Raw genomic sequence first — 22475 nt, forward strand, 5'->3', positions numbered from 1 at the left:
GGGGTCTTCACCCCACCCATCCGCGCGCCCCGCTGGAGACTCGATGAGCACCCAAGCCACCGCCGAAGCCCTCACCGACCGGAACCCCCTCTTGAAGTCGCGGCTGGGGTCGTTCCTCGCCGTGGTGCCCCTGAGCTTCTGGGTCATCAACCATCTGTGGGACAACCTGTCCGCCTTCTACGGCGCGACGGCCTGGGAAAAGTCGGTGACGGAGTACGCGAACCCGTTCGCCCAGGCGTTCACGTTCATCATCGTCATGCTGCCGCTGCTCATCCACACGGCGTGGGGCCTGGTGCGCATCTTCACCATGAAGCCCAACAACCTCGCGTACAGCAACTACGGCAACCTCAAGTACATCGTGCAGCGCGTGGCGGGCCTGGGCGTGCTCGCGTTCCTGGGCGCCCACATCTGGCTGGCCTTCCTGCACCCGCGCCTGGTGGAGGGCCACGCGGAGCCCTTCATGGATATCGCCCGGGAGATGCACTACCACGGCCCCACGCTGATGGTTTACCTGCTGGGCACGCTGGGCACTGCGTACCACCTGGCCAACGGCCTGCAGACCTTCGCCATGGGCTGGGGCATCTTCGCGAGCGACCGCTCCATGCGCCGCTTCGAGCCCTTCTCCATCCTCATCTTCCTCATCCTGCTGGCCATGTCCTGGGGCGCCATCTACGCGCTCTACACGGCGGGCGCGGCGTACGGCCCTGCCGGCCTGGACGTCGGCTGAAGCAGTCCTGAAGAAGCGCCGGGGCCTTGAAGCCCCGGTGCCCGAAAACACGACCGGCCGCCCCTGACATCCAGGAGCGGCCGGTTCGCTTTTCAGGGGAATGGCCCCAGGGCGTTAGAACGGGATGTCGTCGTCCGTGCCGCCGTGGTTGCCGCCGCCCATGCCGCCACCGTCGTCCATGGGAGGGGGAGGCTGGCCGAAGTCGTCACGCCCCTGCCCGTAGCCGCCGTTGCCCTGCGGCTGCTGCCGGCGCCCACCGCCACTGCCGCCGCTGCCGCCGCTGTAGCCCTCACCGGCGTCACGGCCGCCGAGGAAGGTGACGGAGGTGGCGACGACCTCGGTGGTGTAGTTCTTCTTGTTTTCCTTATCCATCCACTCGCGCGTCTGCAGACGGCCTTCGACGAAGCACTGCCGTCCCTTCTTGAGGTACTCGCCGCACAGCTCCGCGAGCTTTCCCCAGACGACGATGCGGTGCCACTCGGTGCGCTCCTGCTTCTGGCCGTTCTTGTCGTTCCAGCTCTCGCTCGTCGCGATGCGGAAGTTCGCCACGGCCTGACCGCCCGGGGTGAAGCGCACTTCGGGGTCCGCCCCGAGGTTGCCGATGAGAATGACCTTGTTCACGCCTCCAGCCATGTTTCCTCCCGATACCTGACCCCTCTAGGGCCAGGAACAAACCTGCGAGGCCACACGCCCCGACAGGTCCTTCAGCCCATAGCATCCACCACTGACATTCCCCGGGCCACTAAACGGCCAGGGGTGCCGGGGACGCACGTCCGCCTACTCCCCTGGCGGGAGGCTTCAAGGATTCCGCGATGTTGGGAGGTGCCGGGAGCCGGCAGCGGGGACAGCCGCCCGGACGAGGACGTCCGGGCGGAGGGAGGCCGAGGCGAGGGACTACCCGCCCGGGCGGAGGACCCCGGAGGCAGGGACCACGTTGGGCGTGGCGGAAGCCGGCGCGACCACCTGGACGGGCTGGGCGCGCTGGGAGGTCCGGGCCTCGGCCGTCTTGGTGGTGAGGGTGGAGTCCAGCCCCTTGGCGAAGGCGACGAGCTGGGCATCCGTCCCGCCAGAGCCCAGCTTGCGCAGGGACTTCCAGAACGGGTGGGTGGTGTCCCCGGTCTTCACCAGCCCCTGGGCCAGGAGCGGCACGGTCGCGTCGCGCTCCACGGTGCTGGCGGTGCGCAGGGCAACGACCAGCTCCTCGGGAGCGGTGCGGGCCACCTCGCCCAGGCCGTCCGCGAGTTCGTCCTGCGCCTCGACGTCACGGGCGGTGCCGGCCGCGCGGCACAGCTCCAGCACACGGGCCAGGGCCTCCGTGTTTCCGCCGGAGGCCAGCTCCACCATGCTGCTCACGCCGGGCACGCCCACGGACAGGGCGTGGGCCACCTGGCGCAGGCGGCCGTAGACGTCATCCGTGGCGGAGTAGCTGTCCAGCAACGTGCGGGTGCCCAGATAGTCGTGCGGGTTGGACTGGTAGAGGCTCTCCGCCAGCACGGCGCGCACGGCGGGGTCGCGCTCGCTGCGCCATGCGGTGCGCAGGAAGCCGATGTTGCGTTGATCGCGCTGCTTGCCCAGCTCCAGGTAGGTCTTCACGCGGTTGGCGATGTCCGGCAGGCCGCCCTGCGCCTTCTGGCCCTCATTGAGGGAGGCCAGCGCGTTGCCCGGCCCCAGCGTGGAGCCGGTGGCGGCCACGGCGGCGCCCAGCGCGTCCATGCCCGCGACGACAGGGCCGGCGCGGCCCGCGTAGTCGTTGACCATGATGGAGAAGGAGAACTTCTCCCCGCCCGCGGACTGCACGTAGCCGCTGAGCGCGGAGACGCCCTCCAGGGTGCCCGTCTTGGCGCGCAGCCGGCCCACGGCGTCCGTGCCGTCGAAGCGGTACTTGAGCGTGCCGTCCTTGCCGGCGATGCCAAGCGAGGACAGGTACTCCGGGGCCAGCGGGAAGCGCTCGTACATGTGGCGCAGGAGCCGGTCCACCTGCGCGGTGGAGAAGCGGTTGGCGTCGTTGAGACCGCTGCCGTTCTTCATCACGTAGGTGCCGCGCGGGATGCCCACGTCGCGGTCCAGGAACTCCTCCACCACGTCGATGCCCTTGGCGAACGAGCCCGGCTGTCCACGCAGCTCCGCGCCCATCGTCTTGAGGAGCGTCTCCGCGACGAAGTTGCTGGAGAGCTTGTTGAGGCGCTTGAGGACGATGTCGAACGTGTCGGATTGCGCCACGTGCACGACCTTCGCGCGGGACGGCGTCAGGCCCAGCTTCACCTTGCCCTTCACCTTCACGCCGCGCGACACGAGCAACTGCTTGAGCGACCCGCCGAAGTACAGGGGCGGGCTGTCGATCTTCTTCCAGACGCTGACGGCGCCGCGCTCGTCGGGGACCTGGCCCTTGACGACGATCTTCTGCTTGTCGCCGTACGCGTCGGACTTCACGGACACGCGCCGCGCGCGGCCGGGGCCGCTGGTGACGGTGTTCTCCACGACGAAGAAGTCGCTGGGCGGCTCCATGTCCACCACGGCCTTGCCGCCGGGAGCGGCGCGCACGTAGACGGCGACCGCGTTCCAGTTGAGGCTCACCGCGCCAGTGGGCGCCATGTACGCGCGGTCGGAGTCCTCCTGGTCGTAGCCCGGAGGAGTGCGCTCGGCGTCGAACCAGGAATCGTCCACGACGATGTCCTGCACCTCCTTGAGGCCCGCGTGGAGCAGCTCGGAGGTCATGCCGTAGAGGCGCTCGGTGGTGACGGTGGGGTCACCCTTGCCGCGAACGTAGAGGGTCTTGACCTTGCCGTCGGCGGGCATCTCCGCCTCGACGAGGAACTCCGTCTCGTAGCGGAACTCCGGCCCCAGTGCGACGAGGGCCGCGGAGGACGTGACGAGCTTCACGTTGGAGGCGGGGTTGAGCAGTTCGTCCGCGTTGTGGCTGAACACCACGGTGCCGTCGTCCAGGCTCTGCATGTGGACGCCGACGCGGCTGCTCTTGAGCGCGGTGCGCTGCATGACCTGCACGAGCGCGTTCTTCAGCGCCTCGCGTTCAGCCTTTTTGTCGGCGGACGGCGACGCGGCCAGGGTGGCGGAAGGGAGCCACAAGGCAATGACGGTCGCTGCCCAGAAGGGTCTGGTTCGAAAAACCTGCACGCACGCTCCAGGGAAGTCGCGATCCATTATGAAGAAGGGACGAAAGGGGCGGCAAGGGTGGGGGACGGATCCACGGTCGCTGTTACCCTGCACGCCTGCCTGCTTCCTGGAAACAAGAAGAAGGCTGTCGCAGCATGGACGTCCCGCCTGACATCCACCTCGTGACAGACGCCATGCCCCCCCTGCCCTCCCGCGCCACCCGGGTGTTCTTCATCGCGCTGGCGCTGGTGCTTGACTCCGGCTGCCGCGACCCGGCGCCCCCGGCGGGCATCACGGTGCTGTTGGAGGCCCCACCGGACAGCCTGGACGATCGCTTCGCCCTCACGGCCCATGGACAGCGGCTGGCGCAGCTCGTCAGCCCGGGGCTCCTCACCTTCGATGACGCGAGCCGGCCCGTGCCCCAGCTGGCGGAGTCCTTCCGGGAGGTCTCGCCCACGGTGATGGAGTTCGTCCTCCGTCCGGGGCTGACCTTCCACGACGGGAGCGCCCTCACCGCCGAGGACGTGAAGGCCACCTTCGACGCCCTGCGAGACCCGAAGCTGGGCAGCCCCAAGCGCGAACGGTACGAGCCGGTGGAGCGCGTGGAGGTGGTGGACGCCCGCACGGTGCGCTTCCACTTGAAGCGACCCTATGCGCCGCTGCTCGCGGAGCTGTCCGCGGCCATCCTGCCCGCGGAGCGCGTGGGGCCCGGAGGCATCGAGGCGCAGGGAACGCACCCGGTGGGCGCGGGGCCCTTCCGGTTCGAGTCGTGGCCGGACGAGGAGCACCTGACGCTGGTCCCCTTCGAGGGATGGCACGGAGGGAAGCCCGCGGTGTCGAGGCTGACGTTCCGGGTGGTGCGGGACGAGACGACGCGGGTGCTGGAGCTGCTCAAGGGCCGCGCGGACCTGGTGGTGAACGGCGTGTCCCCGGCGGTGCTGCCAGCGCTGCGAAAGTCGCCCCACCTGCGAGTGGTGACGAAGCCAGGCACGGGCTTCACCTACCTGGGCATCAACCTGCGCGAGGGGCCGCTCGCGGACGTGCGCGTGCGCCAGGCGCTGTGTCACCTCATCGACGTGCGCCCGTTGGTGGAGCACAAGCTGCACGGGCTGGCGGAGCCCGCGTCCAGCATGCTGCCTCGCGAGCACTGGGCCTTCACGGAGACACCGGGATGCGGCTACGCGCCGGAGGAGGCGGCCCGGCTGCTGGACGCTGCGGGGTACCCGGATCCGGACGGGCCCGGGGGACAGCCACGCTTGTCCTTCACCTTCAAGACGAGCACGGACCGCTTCCGGCGCGCGGTGGCGTTGGTGCTCAAGGAGCAGCTGGCGAAGGGAGGTATCGCGGTGGAGGTGCGGGCGCTGGAGTTCGGAACGTTCTTCGAGGACGTGCGCCGGGGGCGCTTCGAGCTGTTCACGTTGAAGTGGGCCGCCGTGATGGAGCCGGACCTGCTCCGGGGCGCGTTCCATTCCGCGAACATCCCCGGCCCTGAGAACCACTGGGGCGGGTTCAACCGTGGAGCCCTGAAGGACCCGAAGCTGGACCGCGTGCTGGACGCGGCGACGCAGGCGTCTCGCGAGGAGCGGAAGACACTGTACGCGGAGGCGCAGCGGGAGCTGGACGCGGACATGCCCGTCATCCCGCTGTGGCATGAGGCCAGTGTCGCGGTGGTGTCCTCGCGGCTCGCGGACTTCGAGCCCAGCGCGCATGGACTGCTGCTGCCGCTGGCGAAGGCGCGGGAAGTGACGCCCGAGCGTGGGGGCACGCCGTGACCCGGAGGCTCGTGTCCGCGGTCATCGCGATGGTGGGGGCGCTGCTGCTGGTGTCGCTGTTCCTGCACCTCGTGCCTGGGGACCCGGTGGACGTGATGCTGGAGGAGCAGGCCACGCAGGTGGACCGCGCGGCGCTGCGGCAGGCCGTGGGGCTGGACCTGCCGTGGTACGCGCAGCTCTGGACGTTCGCTCGAGACCTGGCCACCGGGGAGCTGCGCACGTCGCTGCCTCCGTTCCAGCGCAAGGTGCTTCCTGCCCTGGGCGCGGCGCTGCCGTACACGCTGCTGCTCACGGTGTCGGCCATGGCCGTGTCCCTGGTGCTGGCGCTGCCCCTGGGCGTGATGGCGGCGGCGCGACGAGGGACGCCCGTGGACGCGGCGGCGATGGGCGTGTCCGTGGCGGGTGTCGCCCTGCCCCGCTTCTGGTTGGGGCCGGTGCTCATCATCCTGTTCGCGCTGAAGCTGGACTGGCTGCCCGTGTCGGGCGCGGAGTCGTGGCGACACCTGGTGCTGCCCGCGTTCACACTGGGCACCGCGCTGGCCGCGTTCCTGGCACGGATGACGCGCGCGACGATGCTCGAAGCGCTGCGCGAGGACTACGTCACGGTGGCCCGGGCCAAGGGCCTGTCGCCTCGCGTGGTGCTGTGGAAGCACGCATTCCGGAATGCACTGCTGCCACTGGTGACCGTGCTGGGCCTGGAGTTCGGCGCGCTGCTGGGCGGCGCCATCGTGACGGAGAAGGTGTTCGCGTGGCCGGGCATGGGCACGCTGCTGCTCACCGCCATCGAGAAGCGCGACTACAACACCGTGCGCGCCACGGTGCTCCTCTTCACGTTCTGCTACGTCGCGGTCAACACGCTCACCGACCTCGCGTATTCGTGGGTCGACCCGCGCGTGCGGAGGCGCTCATGAGCGCGGCCCATCGCTTCCGGCTGCACTCGTGGGACGCCCGCTTCGGGCTCGCGGTGGCGTGCGTCTGGGTGTTCACGGCGTTGTTCGCGCCGTGGCTCAGCCCGCATGCGCCGGACGCCATCGACCTCACTCGCGAGCTGTTGCCCCCGACGCCCGGTCACCTGCTGGGCACGGGAGAGAACGGCATCGACGTGCTCACCCACGTGCTGTACGGCGCGCGCGTGTCGCTGGAGGTGTCCTTCTTCGCCGTGGTGCTGTCCGCGGCGGTGGGCATCACGCTGGGCGGCATCGCGGGCTACGCGGGCGGGCTCGTGGACGAAGCGCTGATGCGGCTGGTGGACGTGCTGCTCGCGTTCCCCGGCATCCTGCTGGCGCTGTTCATCACCGCGGTGCTGGGCCCAAGCCTCGCCAACGTGGTGTTCGCCCTGTCGTTCACTGGATGGACGGGCTACGCGCGGCTGACGCGCGGGCAGGTGCTCACCCTGCGCGAGCGCGACTACGTGCAGGCTGCTCGGGCGCTGGGCAGTGGGCCGGGCCGCATCCTCGTGCGGCACATCCTGCCCAACGCCGCGGGGCCACTGCTCGTGCTGGCGACGTTCGCACTGCCGGGCGCCATCGTCGCGGAGGCGTCCCTGAGTTTCCTGGGGCTGGGCGTCCCGCCGGGCACGCCGTCATGGGGCGCGCTGGTGGACCAGGGGACGCAGTACCTGCTGGTGGCGCCGCACGTGGCCCTCTTCCCCGGCATCGCGCTGGCGGTCACCGTGCTGGGCTTCAACCTGCTGGGCGATGCGCTGCGCGACGCGATGGATCCGCGTCGCGAAGGACGCTGACTTGAAGGCCTCTTGCGTCCCTGGCAGGAAGCAGGAACGCAAGGGAGTCAATCCATGAAGGCCGTGGTGCAGCGGGTCCTGGAAGCGTCGGTGACGGTGGACGGACAGCGTGTGAGCGAGATGGGCCCGGGCCTGCTCGTGCTGCTGGGCGTGGGCAAAGGCGACACCGACGCGGACATGGCGTGGATGGTGGAGAAGCTGGCCATGCTGCGCATCTTCGAGGACTCCGACGGCAAGATGAACCTGTCGCTGGAGGACACCTCCAAGCACCTCATCGTCGTCAGCCAGTTCACCCTTTACGGCGACGCGCGCAAGGGCCGCCGGCCCAGCTTCATCGACGCGATGGAGCCTGTCGCCGCCAAGGCCCTCTACGAGCGCACCTGCGAAGCGCTGCGCCAGCGAGGCCTCACCGTGGGCACCGGCATCTTCGCGGCGGACATGAAGGTCGCGCTCGTCAACGACGGGCCCGTCACCATCCTGCTGGAGAGCCTTCCGAAGGCCGCGGCTCCTGCCTAGCGCACGTCCAGCGTGCGGCGGAAGAACGCCACGCCTTCCGCGTTGGTGCGCGCGTGCGAGGCCGGGCGCGTCCCCGCCACCGGGTCGCGGCACAGCATCGCGATGACGTCGAAGCCCTTCGGGTAGCACTCAGGCAGGAAGGTGAAGTGTCCCGCGTCGTCCAGGACCACCGTCGTCGTGGTCGCGGGCGGCAGCAGCCCTGCCAGGTGCATACCGTGCCCTTCGTGCGGCATCAGCTCGTCACCCTTCGCGAGCACCAGCTCCACCGGCTTCTGGACGTCGGCGGTGTCACGCGCCTCGAAGGAGGCCGCCATGCCCGGCGCCATCGCGAACGCGGCCTTCACTCGCGGGTCCAGGTACGACGCTCGCGAGCGCTTCATGTCGATGCGGCTGTAGTCCACGTCGCGCAGGCCCTCGCAGCCAATCTCCTCCTTGGTGCCCGGCGTCTTGCAGCGCTTTTCAATCCACTCCAGGTTCAGGTTCAGCCCCACCAGCGCCAGCGCCGTGTAGCCGCCCATCGAGTGCCCCGACGCGCCGATGCGCTCCGGATCCACGCGCGGGCCCCACTTCGGATCCTTCAGCAGGTGGTCCAGGATGACCGTGAAGTCTTGCGGACGCTCGTACGCGCGCGCGAAGCCCTCCGGGCTCGTGTCGCCGAAGGTGTTGCCCGGGTGGTTCAACGCCACCACGACGAAGCCATGCGCCGCCAGGTTCGAACCGAACCAGGACAGGTCCATCAACGAGCCCCCACTCCCGTGCGACAGCAACACCACCGGCCAGCGCTCCCGCGCGTCCGAAAGCGGTGCGTCCTTCGCTCCGTAGAAGGGCTTGAACAGGTCCGACGGCGCACGGTTGTCCATCGGCGTGCCGGGCGCCACCGGGTACCAGACCAGCGGCTTCAACGTGCGGCGGCGGACCGCGTCCTCGTACGTCAGCGATTGCGTGACGCCCACCGCGTAGGCCGCGTCCGCCCCGTAGAGCGACGCATGGTCCGTACGCGGAGCCTCCGTCGCCTTCTTCGAGGAAGAACAGCCGCCCATCAGCACCGCGGCGGCGAGGAGCATGGAACCCACGGGCGACAGGAAGCGGCGCATGCCCCGGAGCATGACCGGGAACGACAGGACAAGGAAACCCGGAAATCGCCGTCCGCTTCAGCCGAGCAGCACCAGGGACCTGGTGGCAGTCAGCTCACAGCCGCACGGTGGTCCCGCGCGTCACCAGCGCGGCCAGCCCTTGCTTCGTCTGCGCGGCGCTGCGCAGGTGCAGCGTGAGCGCGCCCAGTTCGCGGATCCACGTGGCCGCGTTCGGGCCCAGGCCGGAGAACAGCACGGACAGGGGCGGCGGCTGGGGCAGCTTCCCCGTCCAGTAGCCCAGCACCTCGTCGCGCTCCGGCAGCACCGGCAGCTTCAGGCGTTCCTGCTCCCGCGTCAGCAGCCGCTCCAGCTTGCGCGGCAGGTTCACCTGCCAGTGCAACACCGTCTTCGCCGGCCGCCAGGCCCAGTCCGCGAAGGCGAACCGCTCACGGACCGCGTACTCCCCACGGCCCTGCGTGACGAAGACGCGGTCCGGCGGGAACTCCGGGAAGGGGTCCCACTGCCCGGCCAGGAGCGACGCCAGCCCCTGCTCGCCCGGAGGGCGCCTGCGGAAGTTGTCCCGCACCACGCGCGCCGCCTTCGTGTCCCAGTAGGGATAGGCCGCGTCCTCCACCATCAGCGCCAGGTTCAGCGCCTCGTCCCACTCGTCCGCGTAGCCGCCAGGGGACCCGCCCACCTCCCAGCCGCCGGGCGACTCGCGCCAGGGCTGGAACACCAGCCGGTCCACCAGGTCCATCCACCCGTCCGAGTCCACCGACCCCACGCCCCCCGGCAACGCCGACGAGGCCAGCCGCTGGCAGAGCGTGAACGCCTGCGCGTCACCCAGGTGGTTGGAGAGGGCTTCCAGCGCGCCGGAGGCATCCCCCATGGCGCGCGTGAAGAAGGGCAGCACCTGCTCGTGGAAGAAACGATCGTTGATGGGACGCAGGACGACGTCCATGCGGGGCGTCTCCTGTCAGGCCCTCAGGGCCGCGCGTCTTCCTGGACGATGAGGGCGTGGATGTCCGCGGCCGAGGGCGCTTCCAGGATGGCCGCCCGGAAGCGCGGGTTCTTGAACAGCCGCGAGATGCGCGCCAGCGCCTTCAGATGCACCCCCGCGCTGTTCTCCGGCGCCACCAGCGCGAAGAACAGGTGCGTGGGCTTGCCGTCGATGGACTCGAAGTCCACCCCCGCGCGCGACACGCAGAAGGCCGCCTGGAGACTGTCCATGCCCGCCAGCTTGCCGTGGGGGATGGCCACGCCTTCGCCAATGCCCGTGCTGCCCAGCTTCTCCCGTTCCTGGAGCACCGCCACCAGCCGGTCCTCGCGCAGATTCGGATGCGCCCGGGCCAACGTGGCACTCAGCTCGCGCAGCACCTCCGGTTTCGTCCGGGCTTGCATGTCCGCGACGACCGCCTGGGGGCTGAGGAAATCGGCGATTCTCAATGGCGCTCCCGCACTGGCGCTCCGGGCCGGCAATGATTCCTCGGCCGGCAATTACTCCTCACACTGGATTCGCGCAAGGGTCGCCTGGGCGGTGGCAGGCGCTTCGCTCACTGCGCGTCAGCCCGGGCCGTTCCCCCCACCCCGGACCCGGGCCCGGGGATGTCCCGGACCCGGTTCCCCGGCACGGATACGACTGCCTGTCAGGTGCCGGTGGCGGCCACCGGCGCGTCAGGCAGGTGCGGCTCGATGAGCCCGAACCCTCCCTCCTTGCGCCGGTAGACGATGGACAGCGCCTGGGACTGCTGGTTCTGGAACACGTAGAAGTCGTTGTTCATCAGGTTCATCTGCATCACGGCGTCGTCCACGGACAACGACTGGATGGCCAGATGCGTGGTGCGCACCAGGCGGGCGACACCCGACTCGGCCACCGGCGCCTGCGCGGCGGGCGCGGCCTGGGCGGCGGGCGTGGAAGCCTCCGCGGTCGCCTCCGGCTCGTGGACCTCGAAGACGTCGTGGCGGACCCTCACCAGGTCCTGGCGGTGATGGACCTTCTCCTTGCCGTGGTGCGACTTGAGCTTGTCGCGGTAGCGGCGCAACTGCCGTTCGATCTTGTCCATCGCCAGGTCGATGGACGCGTACATGTCATCGCTCTTCTCACGCCCTCGGAGGACCCAGGCGCCGGAGTGGATGGTGATGTCCGCGTGATGCAGGTGCCGCTCCAACGACAGCACCACGTGGGCTTCACCAGCCCGGTCCAGCAGTCGGTTCACCCGATCGACCTTTTCACGGGCGTACTCCTTCAGGGAATCCGACGCTCCGAACTGACGGAAGGTGATGTTGAGCTGCATGCGTGGCCGCCTCCTAGGGAGAGAGGTAAGCTCCGTGACAGATCAGAAACGGAGCCCACGCCGAAAGCAACCCGGCCCCCCAGGTTGGAAATCCCGTTCACGGATCGCGCTCGCGAAAGCGACCGCAATAGGACACGTCTGGTGTCCGCTGCATGGCACGGTGAGGGGATTCCAACCCGGGCCTCATTTTCCGGTCGGCATTCCCCCACACCGCGTGCGTGGCGCTCACGCCAGCAACATGCCTGCGGATCGCCCCGCGGCCCGGCGGAATCAGGGCACCACGGAGAGCACGTAGTCCTGCGAGTGGTAGATGGCGCCCGAGCACGACGCCACGCCCGTGCACTCGCCCACGACGCCCTCCAGGTCCGCGCCCAGCGTCAGGATGTGGTTCGCCTGCGGGGTGCCCGCGGCGATGGCGACGGTGGACGTGTTGCCGTTCTGCGTGACGGAGAGCACGCCGGGCGCGCGGCCCCCTTCGCGCAGGAGCAGCGCCTCCACCGGACCGGGCACCTCCGTGGAGGGCTCCCAGAGGAAGTCGTAGGACTGCCCCACGCGCAGCTTGTCTGGGGTGCCCTCGCCCTGGAACGTGAACTTGCGCTTGGCCTTGGCGTTCTTCACCACCAGGCGCACGGTGCTGGAGGAGTCCTGCAACTGCACGACGATGTCCTCCACCGGCTCGCGGCCCCAGGCGGCCGGATCGAAGTTGAAGTAGACGCGGCTGTTCTCACACGCCTCCGAGCGCCCGCCCACGTCCGACGCACCACCCGGCACCAGCGTCATGGGCTGGCCGTTGAAGGTGGCCGTCACGTCGTCGGCGAAGCGCGAGCACGGGCCGTCCGGCGACACCGTGTAGCTGGCGGTGAAGCGGTGCGCGCCCTGCGCGTCCGGCGTCTCCGCGTCATCCACGTCCGCCAGCGCGAAGATGAGCGAGCGGTCCGACAGCTCCGCCAGCGACATCACCTTCGTCTCGCCGCCGCTACAGCCGGTGAGCGCCACGAGCGCCCCCAGGACGGTGAAGCAGGACACGGTTCGACGCGGGCTCGAGGCGGGGAAGGTCATGGCGGCCGGCACCCTATCACTCCCGCGCCAGCAGTCCTTCGAGCCGCGCCTTCACGCCGGGCCACTCGGTGTCGATGAACCCGTAGTACGCGCTGTCCCGCACCACGCCGCCGCGCACCAGCATGTGGTTGCGCAGGATGCCCTCGAAGGAAGCACCCAGGCGCTCGATGGCCGCCCTGGAGCGCGCGTTGCGGCTGTCCGTCTTGAGCTGCACGCGCATCACGCCCAGCGTCTCGAAGGCGTGCGTGAGGAGCAGGTACTTGCACTCGGTGTTCACCCGCGAGCGCCACGCCCGCCGCGCCAGCCACGTGGAGCCGATTTCGAGCGTGCGGAACTCGCGGGAGATGTCCAGGTAGCGCGTGGTGCCCACCACCGCGCCGCTGGCCTGCTCGCGGATGGCGAAGGGCCGCTCCGTGCCCGCGGCGGATGCCTTCAGCGCGACGGTGATGTAGTCCGCGACGTCCGCTTCCGTGCGCAGCACGCGCGAGAAGTGGTCGAAGATTTCCGGTTCGCAGACCGCCGCGAGCGCGGGCACGTGCTCCAGTGACAACGGCTCCAGTCGCACCGCCCTCCCCTCCAGGGTGACGGGCGGGACGACGAGCGGCACGGGGTCACGACGGGGAACGCCGACATCGGTGGGGAGCACGGGGTCCATGGACCGCTTCATGCCCCAAACCGGCCCTGCTGTGCAGGGCCGGCGCTTCAAGGACAGCTCAGAAGTACTTCTTGCGCTTGCTGCTGGGGAGGATGCCCAGCACCTCGCGGTACTTGGCCACCGTGCGGCGGGCAATCTCCGTGCCCTGCGAGCGCAGCAGCTCGACGATCTTCTGGTCTGAGTACGGGTTGCGCGAGTCTTCCTGCGACACCAGCTGCTTGATGTGGTGCTTCACGGCCTCGCTGGCCGTGTCCTCGCCGGACACGCGCGCGATGGACGAGTTGAAGAAGTACTTCAGCTCGAAGATGCCCTGCGGCGTGTGCACGTACTTGCTGGTGGTGACGCGGCTGACGGTGGACTCGTGCATGCCGATGTCCTCCGCCACGTCGCGCAGGATGAGCGGCTTCAGGTGCGCGATGCCCTTGTCCAGGAAGTCCCGCTGGAACTTCACGATGCTCTCGGTGACCTTGTAGATGGTCCGCTGCCGCTGGTGGATGGAGCGGATGAGCCACATCGCGCTGCGCAGCTTGTCCTGGATGAACTCCTTCGTCTGCCCGGGGCTCACCGCGCCGTTCTTGAGCGCGTTCCGGTACATGCCGGAGATGCGCAGCTTGGACAGGCCGTCGTCGTTGAGGACCACGGTGTAGTCCTCGTCCCCCAGCTTGTAGACGAAGACGTCGGGGGTGATGTACTGCGCGTCGTCCCCGCTGAAGTTGCGGCCCGGCCGCGGGTCCAGCTTCGGGAGCAGCTTCGCCGCAGAGACCACCTCGTCCAGGGTGACCTTGAGGTCCTTGGCGATGGCCGGCAGGTTCTTGCTCTCCAGGTACTTCATGTGCCGCTTGATGATGAGGCCCAGCAGCGCCGCGTTCGGGTCCTTCATCGCCTGCAGCTGGATGAGCAGGCACTCCTGCAGGTCGCGCGCGCCGCAGCCCCGGGGCTCCAGGTTCTGGATGCGGCGCAGGGTGCGCTCCGCCACGTGCATGGGCACGTCCGCCTCGTTGGACAGGCGGATGAGCGGGTCGCCTTCAATGTCGGGCAGCTTGAGGTAACCGTCGTCGTCCAGGTTCCCCAGGATGAGCACCGCCACGCGGCGCTCGGCCTCGTTGAGCCGCAGCGTGCCCAGCTGCTCCTGGAGGTGGTCGACCAGGTCCTCCTTCTTCACCATGTTGGCTTCGAACGACGGCAGGTCGTCCGTGGCCACGTTGCCCTTGTTGGAGGCGGTGGTGGGCTCGTTGAACTGGTAGCTGTTGAGGTAGGACTCCCAGTCGATCTCCGGGGGTCCCTCGCCGTCCGCCTTGAACTCCTGGGCGTTCTCCGGCGTCGCCGACGGCAGGTCCACGTCGCGCGCGATTTCCGCGTTGTCCGCTTCGAGCGAGGCCTCGCCAGGCTCCTTCTCGCTCACCTCCCCGGGCATGCCCTCCTCGGGCTGCTCCAGGAGGGGGTTCTGCTCCATCTCCTCGCGGACCTGGTCCAGGAGCTCCATGCGTGAGAGCTGGAGGAGCTTGATGGCCTGCTGCAGCTGGGGCGTCATCACCAGCTGCTGGGCGAGCTTCAGGCTCTGTTTGAGTTCCATCGCCATGTGGGGGCGTCTCCGGAAGGCTTGCGTGCCACCTGATTGGAGATTCCAATCAAGGACCGTGCCAACCTAACAAGGACCCCCGGCCACGTCCAGTGCCCCAGCGCGTGGTTTCTGATTTGCATCGTCAAAAATCCGCTGGAAATCCGACAGGTTGTCGTAACCCCCGCTCGCTTGGCAGATGTTCAGACGTCGACGCAAAAGCGGGGCCAACTTCACCGCGAGCATCTGGAGACATACGGAGAGAGCGGCTTTTCACGGAGCCTGGAGACGGAACCGGTCTCCCAGGTAGACGGCCCTCGCGCGGGCCGAGCCGGCGATCTGCGCAGGGGTGCCCTCTTCGAGAATCTGACCCTGTGCGATGATGTAGGCCCGGTCACAGATGCCCAGGGTGTCCTGGACGTTGTGGTCGGTGATGAGGATGCCCAGGCCCCGCTCCCGCAGGAGGTGGATCTGCCGCTGGAGGTCGCCCACGTTGATGGGGTCCACGCCGGCGAAGGGCTCGTCGAAGAGGATGAAGCGGGGGGCGGGGATGAGGCTGCGGGCGATTTCGGCGCGCCGCCGCTCGCCGCCGGAGAGCGTCTCTCCCCAGGAGTCGGCGACGTGGGAGAGGCCGAACTCCTCCAGGAGGGTGTCCGCGCGCTGCTTGCGGTCCTGGGCGGTGAGCCCCTTCTGGAGCTCCAGCACGGCCAGGAAGTTCTCGCGCACCGTGAGCTTGCGGAAGACGGAGGCCTCCTGCGGCAGGTAGCCCACGCCACGGCGCGCACGGCGGTGCATGGGCAGGTGGGTGAGGTCCTCGTCGCCCACGCGCACCCGGCCCGCGTCCGGCGTCACCAGGCCCACCACCATGTTGAAGCTCGTCGTCTTGCCGGCGCCGTTGGGTCCCAGCAGGCCGACCACTTCACCGGGGGCGACGTTGAAGGACACGTCGCGCACCACCTGGCGCTTGCGGAAGGACTTCTGGAGCCCTTCGGCGAACAGCTTCGCGCCGCTCATGGCGTCGTGCCCGCCGGCTTCGGCGTGGGGGCCTTCTTGCGGGTGCCGGGGACGGCGGTGGTGGACGGGGAGTCCACGAGGATGCGGGCGTTCTCCACCTCCAGGCGCTCGCTGCCCAGGACGAGGCGCACCTTGGTGCCGGTGAGGTAGGTGTTGCCCTGGCGGGCCTCCGGGGAGCCCGTCACCACCAGCACGCCCGAGGGCACGTCGTAGTCGGCTCGTTCGCCCCGGGCCTGCCGGTCGCCGTCCACGGCGCGCACGTTGCCGGCGCACACCACGCGCGTCACCTGGCGGGTGGCGTTGTAGTAGCCGGTCATCTTCTCGCAGCGGATGTCCATGGTCTGGTGCTTCACCACCACGTTGCCGGTGAGCACCGCCTGGTTGCGGTCGCCGGTGACGTGGTCCGCGGACAGGTCCACCGGGTTGCGCAGGCCCGTGGGCGCCAGCGACGTGCCCGGCGCGGGCGGCGGAGCGGCCGGAGCGGCCGAGTCGGGAGCAGCGGGCTTCGCGGCGGGCGCGGTGGGGGCACCGGGCTTCGCGGGCGGAGTGGCCTGCGCGACGACCGGGGCGCCGGAAGCTGCGGGCGCGGCGGCCTGCGAGGACGCGGGCTGGGCCAGGAACAGCGCCATCACGAGGAACTCAATCACTCCGTCGCTCCACCCAGCACGGCTTGGACCGTGCCCTCGAAGGTGAACGTCTGGTCCGCAGAGGACAGCGTGAAGCGGTCCGCCCGCATCTGGTAGTCCGGGCCCCTCATCGTCACGCCCTCGTCGCCATGGGCCCGCCGCGCATCCGCGTCGTAGGTCAGCCGGGGAGTGTTGGCCACCAGTCCCTCCGCCGTCCGCACGACGACACCGCCCGACCCCACCCACCTCTTGGACGCGAGGCTGCCGTCCATATTCGGCGCGGTGATGACGGTGTCCGCCCGCGAGGCGCCAAGCGAGCCCTGCGCGCCCTTCCCGGGGGGCAGGCGAACGACGACCTCGGTGGCCTGAACCTCGCCGCCCGCGCGCCGGTAGAGGACGCGCGAGGCGGTGCCGGAGACCTGGAGCGTGTCGCCCTCGTAGGAGCGCAGGTGCGCGCCCTCCAGAACCACGTCCGGGCGCGGCTCGTTCGAGGCGCCCGGGGCCGGACGGCGCGGCGCGCAGGCGGTGGCGAGGAGTCCCAGGAAGCTCAAGGCAAGCAGGCGCGGCACAAGGCCCTCCTTATCACCGCGCCGGGGCGGACGGTGCGTCAGCGAGGGCCAGGGGAGCGTCCTCGGGAGGACGCGTCTTCCAGCGCTGATGCATCCACACCCACTGTTCGGGGGCGCGGCGGATGGCCGCCTCGATGCGCTGCGACAGCGCGGCGGTGAGCGCCTGCACGGCCGCTTCACGCTCCGTCGCGTCCGGGTGCGGCACCTCTTCCATGGTGAGCCGGTAGCCCTGGCCGTCGCGCTGGCAGAAGCCCACCACCACCGCCGCGCCGGTGCGCAGCGCCAGGTCCGCCGCCGCGCGCGGAGTGGCCGCCAGCTCCCCGAAGAAGGGCACGAAGACGGACTGCACCTTGGTGTCCTGGTCGATGAGGATGCCCAGGATTTCACCGCTCCGGAGCGCGCGGAGCATGGCCCGGGCCGCGCCCTCCTGGCCGCGCCAGATGCTGCGCACGCCGCCCTTCGCCCGGAAGTCCTCCACCAGCGCGGTGAGGCGCGGGTCGCTGGTCTCCTTCGCGATGCTCTGGCTGGGGTAGCCCGCCCTCGCCACGCGCCGGGCGAGCAGTTCCCAGTTGCCTACGTGGCCGGACACGAAGACGACGCCCTTCCCCTTCGCCAGCGCGGCCTCCAGCACCTGGCGGTCCGCGTCCGGCCAGGACACCAGGGACTCCAGCCCGGCATCCAGCGCCCGCGCGGAGGCGACCTCCAGGGCCGCGGCGGCCAGATGGCGGAAGGCGTCACGGGCGAGCGCGTCACGTTCCGCCCCGGTCCTCTCCGGGAAGGCGCGGGCCAGCGACTTGAGCGCCTTCCTGCGCTCTCCGCCCGCGAACGCGTAGGCCCAGCCGCCCAGGGTCATGCCCAGGGTGCGGGCCGTGTCCAGCGAAAGGAACTGGAGCAGGCGCAACATCCCGGCGATGAGCAGGTAGCGCAGGTAACGCTTGAGGCGCTTTGTTAAAGGGGGACGCTCCACGACGCGTCTCCATATCCCATGCGCGAATACAACTTCGACGGCCTCATTGGTCCGACCCACAATTACGCCGGCCTCTCGCCGGGCAACCTGGCGTCACAGCACCACGGCGGCCAGCCCAGCCACCCCCGGGAGGCGGCGCTCCAGGGGCTGGAGAAGATGCGCTTCGTGTCGGAGCTGGGCGTGGGCCAGGCGGTGCTGCCGCCCCAGCCGCGCCCCTCCCTGCGCACGCTGCGGGCCCTGGGCTTCACGGGCTCCGACGAGGAGGTCATCACCCGCGCCGCGCGCGACGGGGAGCACCTGCTGCGCCTCACCTCCAGCGCCTCCGCCATGTGGACGGCGAACGCGGCCACCGTGGCGCCGTCGGCGGACACCGCGGATGGCAGGGTGCACCTGACGCCCGCGAACCTCACGCAGATGTTCCACCGCGCCATCGAGGCGGACACCACGCACGCGGTGCTGCGCGCCATCTTCGCGGACGCGAAGCACTTCCAGGTGCACGCGCCGCTACCGGGCGCTGCTCACTTCGCGGACGAGGGCGCGGCCAACCACACGCGCCTCTTCACGCCGGGGCACAAGGCCGTGCACGTGCTCGCCTGGGGGCGCAGCGCGTGGCAGGACGTGAAGGGGCCGCAGCGCTTCCCCGCGCGCCAGACGCTGGAGTCCAGCCAGGCCCTGGCGCGGCTGCACCAGCTGGCGCCGGAGCAGGTGGTGCTGCCGCAGCAGCATCCGGACGGCATCGACGCGGGCGCGTTCCACACGGACGTGCTCGCGGTGGGCAACGAGCGCTTCCTCATGCTGCACGCGCTGGCCTTCGTGGAGCACCCGAAGCTCCTCCAGACGCTGCGCGAGAAGCTGGGCGACGCCTTCCGCTTCGAGGTCGCGACAGACGCCGAGCTGCCGGTGAAGGACGCCGTGCGCGCCTACCCGTTCAACTCGCAGGTGCTGTCGCTGCCGGACGGCACCATGGCCATCATCGCGCCCATCGAGAGCCGCGAGACGCCCACCGCCCACGCCTTCCTGGAGCGAGTGGTCGCCGGGGACAACCCGGTGAAGGCGGTGCACTACCTGGACGTCCGGCAGTCCATGAACAACGGCGGCGGCCCGGCGTGCCTGCGTCAGCGCATCTCGCTCACGGACGCGGAGCGCGCCGCCATCACCGCGGACGTCTTCTACTCGCCGGCCCTGCACGAGGGGCTCGCGGCGTGGGTGCGCAAGCACTACCGCGATGTGCTCAAGCCAGAGGACGTGCGCGATCCGCAGCTCGCGCGCGAGACAATGACCGCGCTCGACGAGCTGACGCGCCTGCTCAAGCTGGGCAGCGTGTACGACTTCCAGCAGTGACGTGAGGTGGCCGCCCGCCTGCCCTCCGGCGCACCCGGCGAGGGCAGGCAGCCCTGGCCGTCCCGTTCGGGTGGCGAATGGCCGCCCGCGTCGTCCGGACACACCTTCTACGCGAAGGAGGTGATGTCCCCCATGATTCCGAGTGCCATTCAAAGCTATCTGCGGCGCCATCGCGTCCCCTTCGAGCGGTACGCCCACGCTCGGGCCGTGACCGCGATGGAGCTCGTGGACGCCCTCAACGTGCCCGCCTGGCGCGTGGCCAAATCCATCATCGTGCTGGCCGACCGGCAGCCGTGGATCGTCGTCGTGCCCGCGATGGCGACCGTGGACCTGCGGCAGGTCCGCCACACGCTGGGCGTCCGCACCGCGCGGCTCGCCGCCGAGTCCGAGTTCGCCGACCACTTCCCCGACTGCGAGACGGGCGCCGAGCCTCCCTTCGGCGAGCTGTACGGCCTGCCCGTCGCGATAGACGAGTCCCTGAGCGCCAACGAGCGACTGCTGTTCCGCGCCGGTTCGCACGAGGAGGCCCTGGAGATGCGCTTCCAGGACTTCGCGCGCCTGGAGTGGCCGCTGGTCGCGACCTTCATCCAGTCGCTCTCGCGTGAAGAAGAGAGAGCGTCGTCGTACGGAGCGCCCGTGGAGGACTCAGGCGCGTCGGCCTGATGTCCTCATGGAGCGGGAGCGTCGCTGACCGCCGGTGAACCCGGCGGTTCCACTTCCCGCCCCTTCGCGTCCTCCAGCAGCCCGCCCTTGTGTGCGTCCTGTAGCGCACGCTCGCGTTCTTCCAGCCGCGCCGCCCAGGCTTCACCCTCCGCGCGCCGTGCATCGTTGAGTGGCATGAGCCGCAGGCCCTCGTGCACCGAGCGCGCCGCCGCGTCGTAGCGCGACAGCAACTCCTGCAACCGGGCCACTTCGAAGTGGCTCTCCGGACCGGGCAGCAGCCCCACGACCGAGCGGCGCTGCTCCAGTGCGCGGGCCAGCAGGCCTTCCTGTTCGAAGCTGTCCGCTTCCAGCGACAGCAGGCGTGCGCGCTGCCGCAGGTCGGTCAGGTACGGCGCCATGGCGGCCAGCGTGTCCCGGGACCTGCGCATGAGCCCGGCCTCCTGCTGCCGCGTGGACAGAGTGAAGGCCAGCTCCACGTCGTGAGGGAAGCGCTTCACGAGCGCCTCCAGCGACTGGAGTGCCTCCGCGCGCTTTCCCTGCGCAAGCCACACGTCCGCGCGCAGCAGGTGCGTGGCCAGTGCGTCCGGGGCGCGCCGCTCCACCTCCGCGCAGGCCGCCTCCGCCGCGGGGAGTTCTCCCTGGGCCAGCCGTCCGCGCGCCTCCTGCATCCACAGCGCGGTGGCTTCGGACCGGCCCTCGAAGTGTTCACGCGCCCAGGTGAGCCATTCGAGTCCCAGCGCTCGGCGTGAGGGCCCGGCGAGCAGCGCCTCCGCGAGTTCCACCCCCTGCCCGGGCGCTTCGGACGTGAGGGTCTTCAATTCCTCGACCGTGCGGGCACGGGGCATCGCCTCGCTGATCAACACGCGCGTGTCCCCGGCCTCGTGCGCGAGCCGGTACTCCAGGAAGGCCTGCTCGCGCCGGCCCAGGTGCAGCAGGGCCCGCGCGGCCACGCGGTGCGCGGGCGCATCCAGGGGCCGCAGGTACAGCGTGTGATTGACGAAGCTCAGCGCGTCCTTCGCGCCCTCGGCGCCATTCGACACAGAGGCCATCGCCATCAGCCGGTACAGCAGGTAGTCCGCCGGGTGCACGTCGATGAGCTGGAGCCCCAGGGCTCGCACCTCCACGCCCGGCGCCCTCGCCGCCACGCGCTCCGCCAGCAGCGCCTCCGCGTCCGCCATCCTCCGCCGTCCCGGCACGAGCGCGACGAGCATCACGACCGTGAGCCCCGCCGCCAGCGCCAGCGCGGGACCGACGGGCAGTGTGCCCAGCTTCGTGCGGCGCGCTGCCATGCGCTCGGCTTCACGGGGCCGGAACACCGCGCCCAGCACCACCGCGACCGCCACCGCGCACGCGGGCAACTCCAGACTGAAGTCGAAGAGGTTGTGCAGCGCCAGCGCCGCCACGCCGGACAGCGCCGCCAGCTCCACGGGCCCGTGGTCCTCGCGCCGCACGCGCTTCACGAAGGCCCAGACGCCCAGCCCGAGCAGCAGCAGCCCCGGCACGCCCCACTCCGCCGCCACCTGCAACACCGCGTTCTCCGGGTGCGTGAAGGTGTTGGGGTTGGGCTCGGTCTGGTAGCGCGGGAAGGCGGCTTCGAACGCGCCGCGCCCCATGCCCAGCACCGGGAAGGCGCGGGCCGCGCGAGCCATCATCGGCCAGGGCTCCATCTTGCCGCGGCGCAGGGACTCCACGCCGTCCACGGTGCGAGCCTCCGCCCACAGCTGATCCGCCGCCAGGTACGCGCCCACGGACAGCGTCGCCAGCAGCCCCAGCAGCACCGCCGCGCCCCGCCCCCACGCGGGCCTGGCGGGAATGCGCGCCTCGCGACGCTGCTTCATCAGCCACGCGGCGAGCAGCACCTGCCCGAAGACGAAGAACACGATGCCCGCGCGAGACAGCGACAGCAGCACTCCCGCGCCGGAGACGAGCGCCGCCATCGCGAAGGGCCACGCGCGCGAACGCGGCTGCTTCGACAGCGCGAGCCCCACCGCCACCGTCGCGCACAGCCCCAGGAAGCCAGCGAGGTGATTGGGATTTCCGAACGGCGTCACCAGCGGCGGCCGTGCATGCACGTACGCCCGCAGCCCGAACAGCGTGTCCACGCCGAACAGCGCGTGGCCCAGGCCCACCGTCGCCACCGCCGCGCCCGTGAACGCCAGCACCGAGAGCAGCCGCTGCCGAGACGCGCGAGCGCGGCACACCTGCACCGCCGCGACGAACGTGAGGAGGTAGGCCACGTGCTTCGCCAGCTCACGCCAGGTGGCGGCAGGCTCCAGCGACACCGGCCGCCAGCCCGTGAGACCCAGCGGAACGAGCACGTCCTCGCGCAGCGCCGCGGCCTCCGGACTCACCCATGCGAGCAGTCCGGGTGGCAGCGGCACGAGCTGCGACACACACAGCACCACGGCGCCCACCAGCGGCGCGGCCAGGAGCGGCACGCGCGGGGTCTCTCCCTGTCGCCGGGCCCCCACGAACGCCAGCACCGCCGCGGCCCCGGACAGCACGCCCAGCGGCCAGGACACCCAGTGCGCCGCGCCGCCGAGCGCCACCGGGCCCAGCACCACCAGCGCCGCGAGCGCCACTTCCGCGTAGACGGTGTACCGGGAGACGCGGTGGGAGCCAGGAGCCATGCGCGGCGCGGGAGTATGTCACGCTCCTCACGAACCTCCGGGGCTCGTCCCCTCGACCAGCGGACGCGGCGCCTGGATGCCTCCTCCCCCGGCGCGGCCTTCCGGGGCTATCGAATGAACGCCCCGCCCGGGACACCGCTTGCATCCGGGGAATCATCT

21 protein-coding genes are annotated in these 22475 nt (G+C 70.3%); 7 read left to right on the top strand and 14 right to left on the bottom strand.

All coding sequences use genetic code 11. The annotated features are described in order from the left end of the window. Positions 1–43 precede the first annotated feature (43 nt). The gene (locus D7Y15_RS09130) at positions 44–727 is read left to right on the top strand and encodes a succinate dehydrogenase (protein WP_120579132.1); all 684 of its coding nucleotides are present in this window, start codon (positions 44–46) and stop codon (positions 725–727) included. 114 nt (positions 728–841) lie between these two features. On the opposite strand, the gene D7Y15_RS09135 is transcribed toward D7Y15_RS09130, so the two are convergent. Together D7Y15_RS09135 and dacB are read right to left on the bottom strand one after the other, a co-directional pair. After that, positions 842–1360 (bottom strand): single-stranded DNA-binding protein, encoded by a 519-nt coding sequence (locus D7Y15_RS09135; RefSeq protein ID WP_120579133.1) that lies wholly within the window; start codon positions 1358–1360, stop codon positions 842–844. A 261-nt stretch (positions 1361–1621) separates the two neighbouring features. Then, positions 1622–3886, bottom strand: coding sequence for a D-alanyl-D-alanine carboxypeptidase/D-alanyl-D-alanine-endopeptidase (dacB, locus tag D7Y15_RS09140; protein WP_120579134.1), 2265 nt, complete (start codon positions 3884–3886; stop codon positions 1622–1624). Positions 3887–3993: 107 nt separating this feature from the next. Between dacB and D7Y15_RS09145 the strand changes: the two genes are divergently transcribed. The 4 genes from D7Y15_RS09145 to dtd are packed head-to-tail and all read left to right on the top strand — an operon-like array spanning position 3994 to position 7867. Next, a complete protein-coding gene (locus D7Y15_RS09145; protein ID WP_121752297.1) occupies positions 3994–5610 on the top strand; it encodes an ABC transporter substrate-binding protein in 1617 nt (538 codons plus the stop codon). Continuing rightward, positions 5607–6521 carry an ABC transporter permease gene (locus D7Y15_RS09150; protein WP_199745899.1) on the top strand — a complete coding sequence of 305 codons (915 nt, stop codon included), beginning with the start codon at positions 5607–5609 and terminating at the stop codon, positions 6519–6521. The genes D7Y15_RS09145 and D7Y15_RS09150 overlap by 4 nt, the downstream gene beginning before the upstream one ends. Next, the gene (locus D7Y15_RS09155; protein WP_121752298.1) at positions 6518–7351 is read left to right on the top strand and encodes an ABC transporter permease; all 834 of its coding nucleotides are present in this window, start codon (positions 6518–6520) and stop codon (positions 7349–7351) included. Before D7Y15_RS09150 ends, D7Y15_RS09155 begins: the two co-directional genes overlap by 4 nt. A 54-nt stretch (positions 7352–7405) precedes the next feature. Next, positions 7406–7867, top strand: coding sequence for a D-aminoacyl-tRNA deacylase (gene dtd, locus D7Y15_RS09160; protein WP_121752299.1), 462 nt, complete (start codon positions 7406–7408; stop codon positions 7865–7867). On the opposite strand, the gene D7Y15_RS09165 is transcribed toward dtd, so the two are convergent. The 11 genes from D7Y15_RS09165 to D7Y15_RS09215 all read right to left on the bottom strand — a co-directional run bounded on the left by D7Y15_RS09165 (position 7864) and on the right by D7Y15_RS09215 (position 17682). Then, positions 7864–8961, bottom strand: coding sequence for an alpha/beta fold hydrolase (locus D7Y15_RS09165; protein ID WP_233604867.1), 1098 nt, complete (start codon positions 8959–8961; stop codon positions 7864–7866). The two genes, dtd and D7Y15_RS09165, sit on opposite strands and share 4 nt — an antisense overlap. Before the next feature lie 94 nt (positions 8962–9055). Next, entirely contained in the window at positions 9056–9901 is an 846-nt protein-coding gene (locus D7Y15_RS09170) for a hypothetical protein (protein ID WP_120576836.1), read from the bottom strand. A 23-nt stretch (positions 9902–9924) separates the two neighbouring features. Further along, positions 9925–10386 carry a PTS sugar transporter subunit IIA gene (locus D7Y15_RS09175; RefSeq protein ID WP_120576835.1) on the bottom strand — a complete coding sequence of 154 codons (462 nt, stop codon included), beginning with the start codon at positions 10384–10386 and terminating at the stop codon, positions 9925–9927. Positions 10387–10586: 200 nt separating this feature from the next. Continuing rightward, positions 10587–11234: a ribosome-associated translation inhibitor RaiA gene (gene raiA, locus D7Y15_RS09180; RefSeq protein WP_120576834.1), complete on the bottom strand. Its 648-nt coding sequence runs from the start codon at positions 11232–11234 to the stop codon at positions 10587–10589. Between the two features lie 270 nt (positions 11235–11504). After that, complete coding sequence (locus D7Y15_RS09185; protein ID WP_120576833.1) at positions 11505–12293, bottom strand: hypothetical protein; 789 nt, start codon at positions 12291–12293, stop codon at positions 11505–11507. 16 nt (positions 12294–12309) lie between these two features. After that, a complete protein-coding gene (locus tag D7Y15_RS09190) occupies positions 12310–12948 on the bottom strand; it encodes a GNAT family N-acetyltransferase (RefSeq protein WP_121752317.1) in 639 nt (212 codons plus the stop codon). A gap of 58 nt (positions 12949–13006) precedes the next feature. Then, on the bottom strand, positions 13007–14527 hold the full coding sequence (rpoN, locus tag D7Y15_RS09195) for an RNA polymerase factor sigma-54 (protein ID WP_120576832.1): 1521 nt from the start codon (positions 14525–14527) through the stop codon (positions 13007–13009). Positions 14528–14779: 252 nt separating this feature from the next. Further along, positions 14780–15520, bottom strand: a complete 741-nt coding sequence (gene lptB / locus D7Y15_RS09200; RefSeq protein ID WP_120554202.1) for an LPS export ABC transporter ATP-binding protein — start codon at positions 15518–15520, stop codon at positions 14780–14782. Then, positions 15517–16167, bottom strand: coding sequence for an LptA/OstA family protein (locus tag D7Y15_RS09205; RefSeq protein ID WP_120576831.1), 651 nt, complete (start codon positions 16165–16167; stop codon positions 15517–15519). The genes lptB and D7Y15_RS09205 overlap by 4 nt, the downstream gene beginning before the upstream one ends. Beyond that, a complete protein-coding gene (locus D7Y15_RS09210) occupies positions 16164–16715 on the bottom strand; it encodes an LPS export ABC transporter periplasmic protein LptC (protein WP_121752302.1) in 552 nt (183 codons plus the stop codon). Before D7Y15_RS09210 ends, D7Y15_RS09205 begins: the two co-directional genes overlap by 4 nt. Before the next feature lie 13 nt (positions 16716–16728). Then, the gene (locus tag D7Y15_RS09215; RefSeq protein ID WP_120576829.1) at positions 16729–17682 is read right to left on the bottom strand and encodes a lysophospholipid acyltransferase family protein; all 954 of its coding nucleotides are present in this window, start codon (positions 17680–17682) and stop codon (positions 16729–16731) included. An 18-nt stretch (positions 17683–17700) separates the two neighbouring features. Here D7Y15_RS09215 and astB point away from each other — a divergent pair, with 18 nt between their 5' ends. After that, entirely contained in the window at positions 17701–19023 is a 1323-nt protein-coding gene (astB, locus tag D7Y15_RS09220; protein ID WP_121752303.1) for an N-succinylarginine dihydrolase, read from the top strand. A 132-nt stretch (positions 19024–19155) separates the two neighbouring features. Next, positions 19156–19686: an aminoacyl-tRNA deacylase gene (locus D7Y15_RS09225; RefSeq protein ID WP_121752318.1), complete on the top strand. Its 531-nt coding sequence runs from the start codon at positions 19156–19158 to the stop codon at positions 19684–19686. Between the two features lie 5 nt (positions 19687–19691). On the opposite strand, the gene D7Y15_RS09230 is transcribed toward D7Y15_RS09225, so the two are convergent. After that, the gene (locus D7Y15_RS09230; protein WP_121752304.1) at positions 19692–22316 is read right to left on the bottom strand and encodes an O-antigen ligase family protein; all 2625 of its coding nucleotides are present in this window, start codon (positions 22314–22316) and stop codon (positions 19692–19694) included. Positions 22317–22475 lie beyond the last annotated feature (159 nt).

It is taken from the genome of Corallococcus sp. AB030, assembly GCF_003668965.1.
Lineage (GTDB): Bacteria > Myxococcota > Myxococcia > Myxococcales > Myxococcaceae > Corallococcus > Corallococcus exiguus.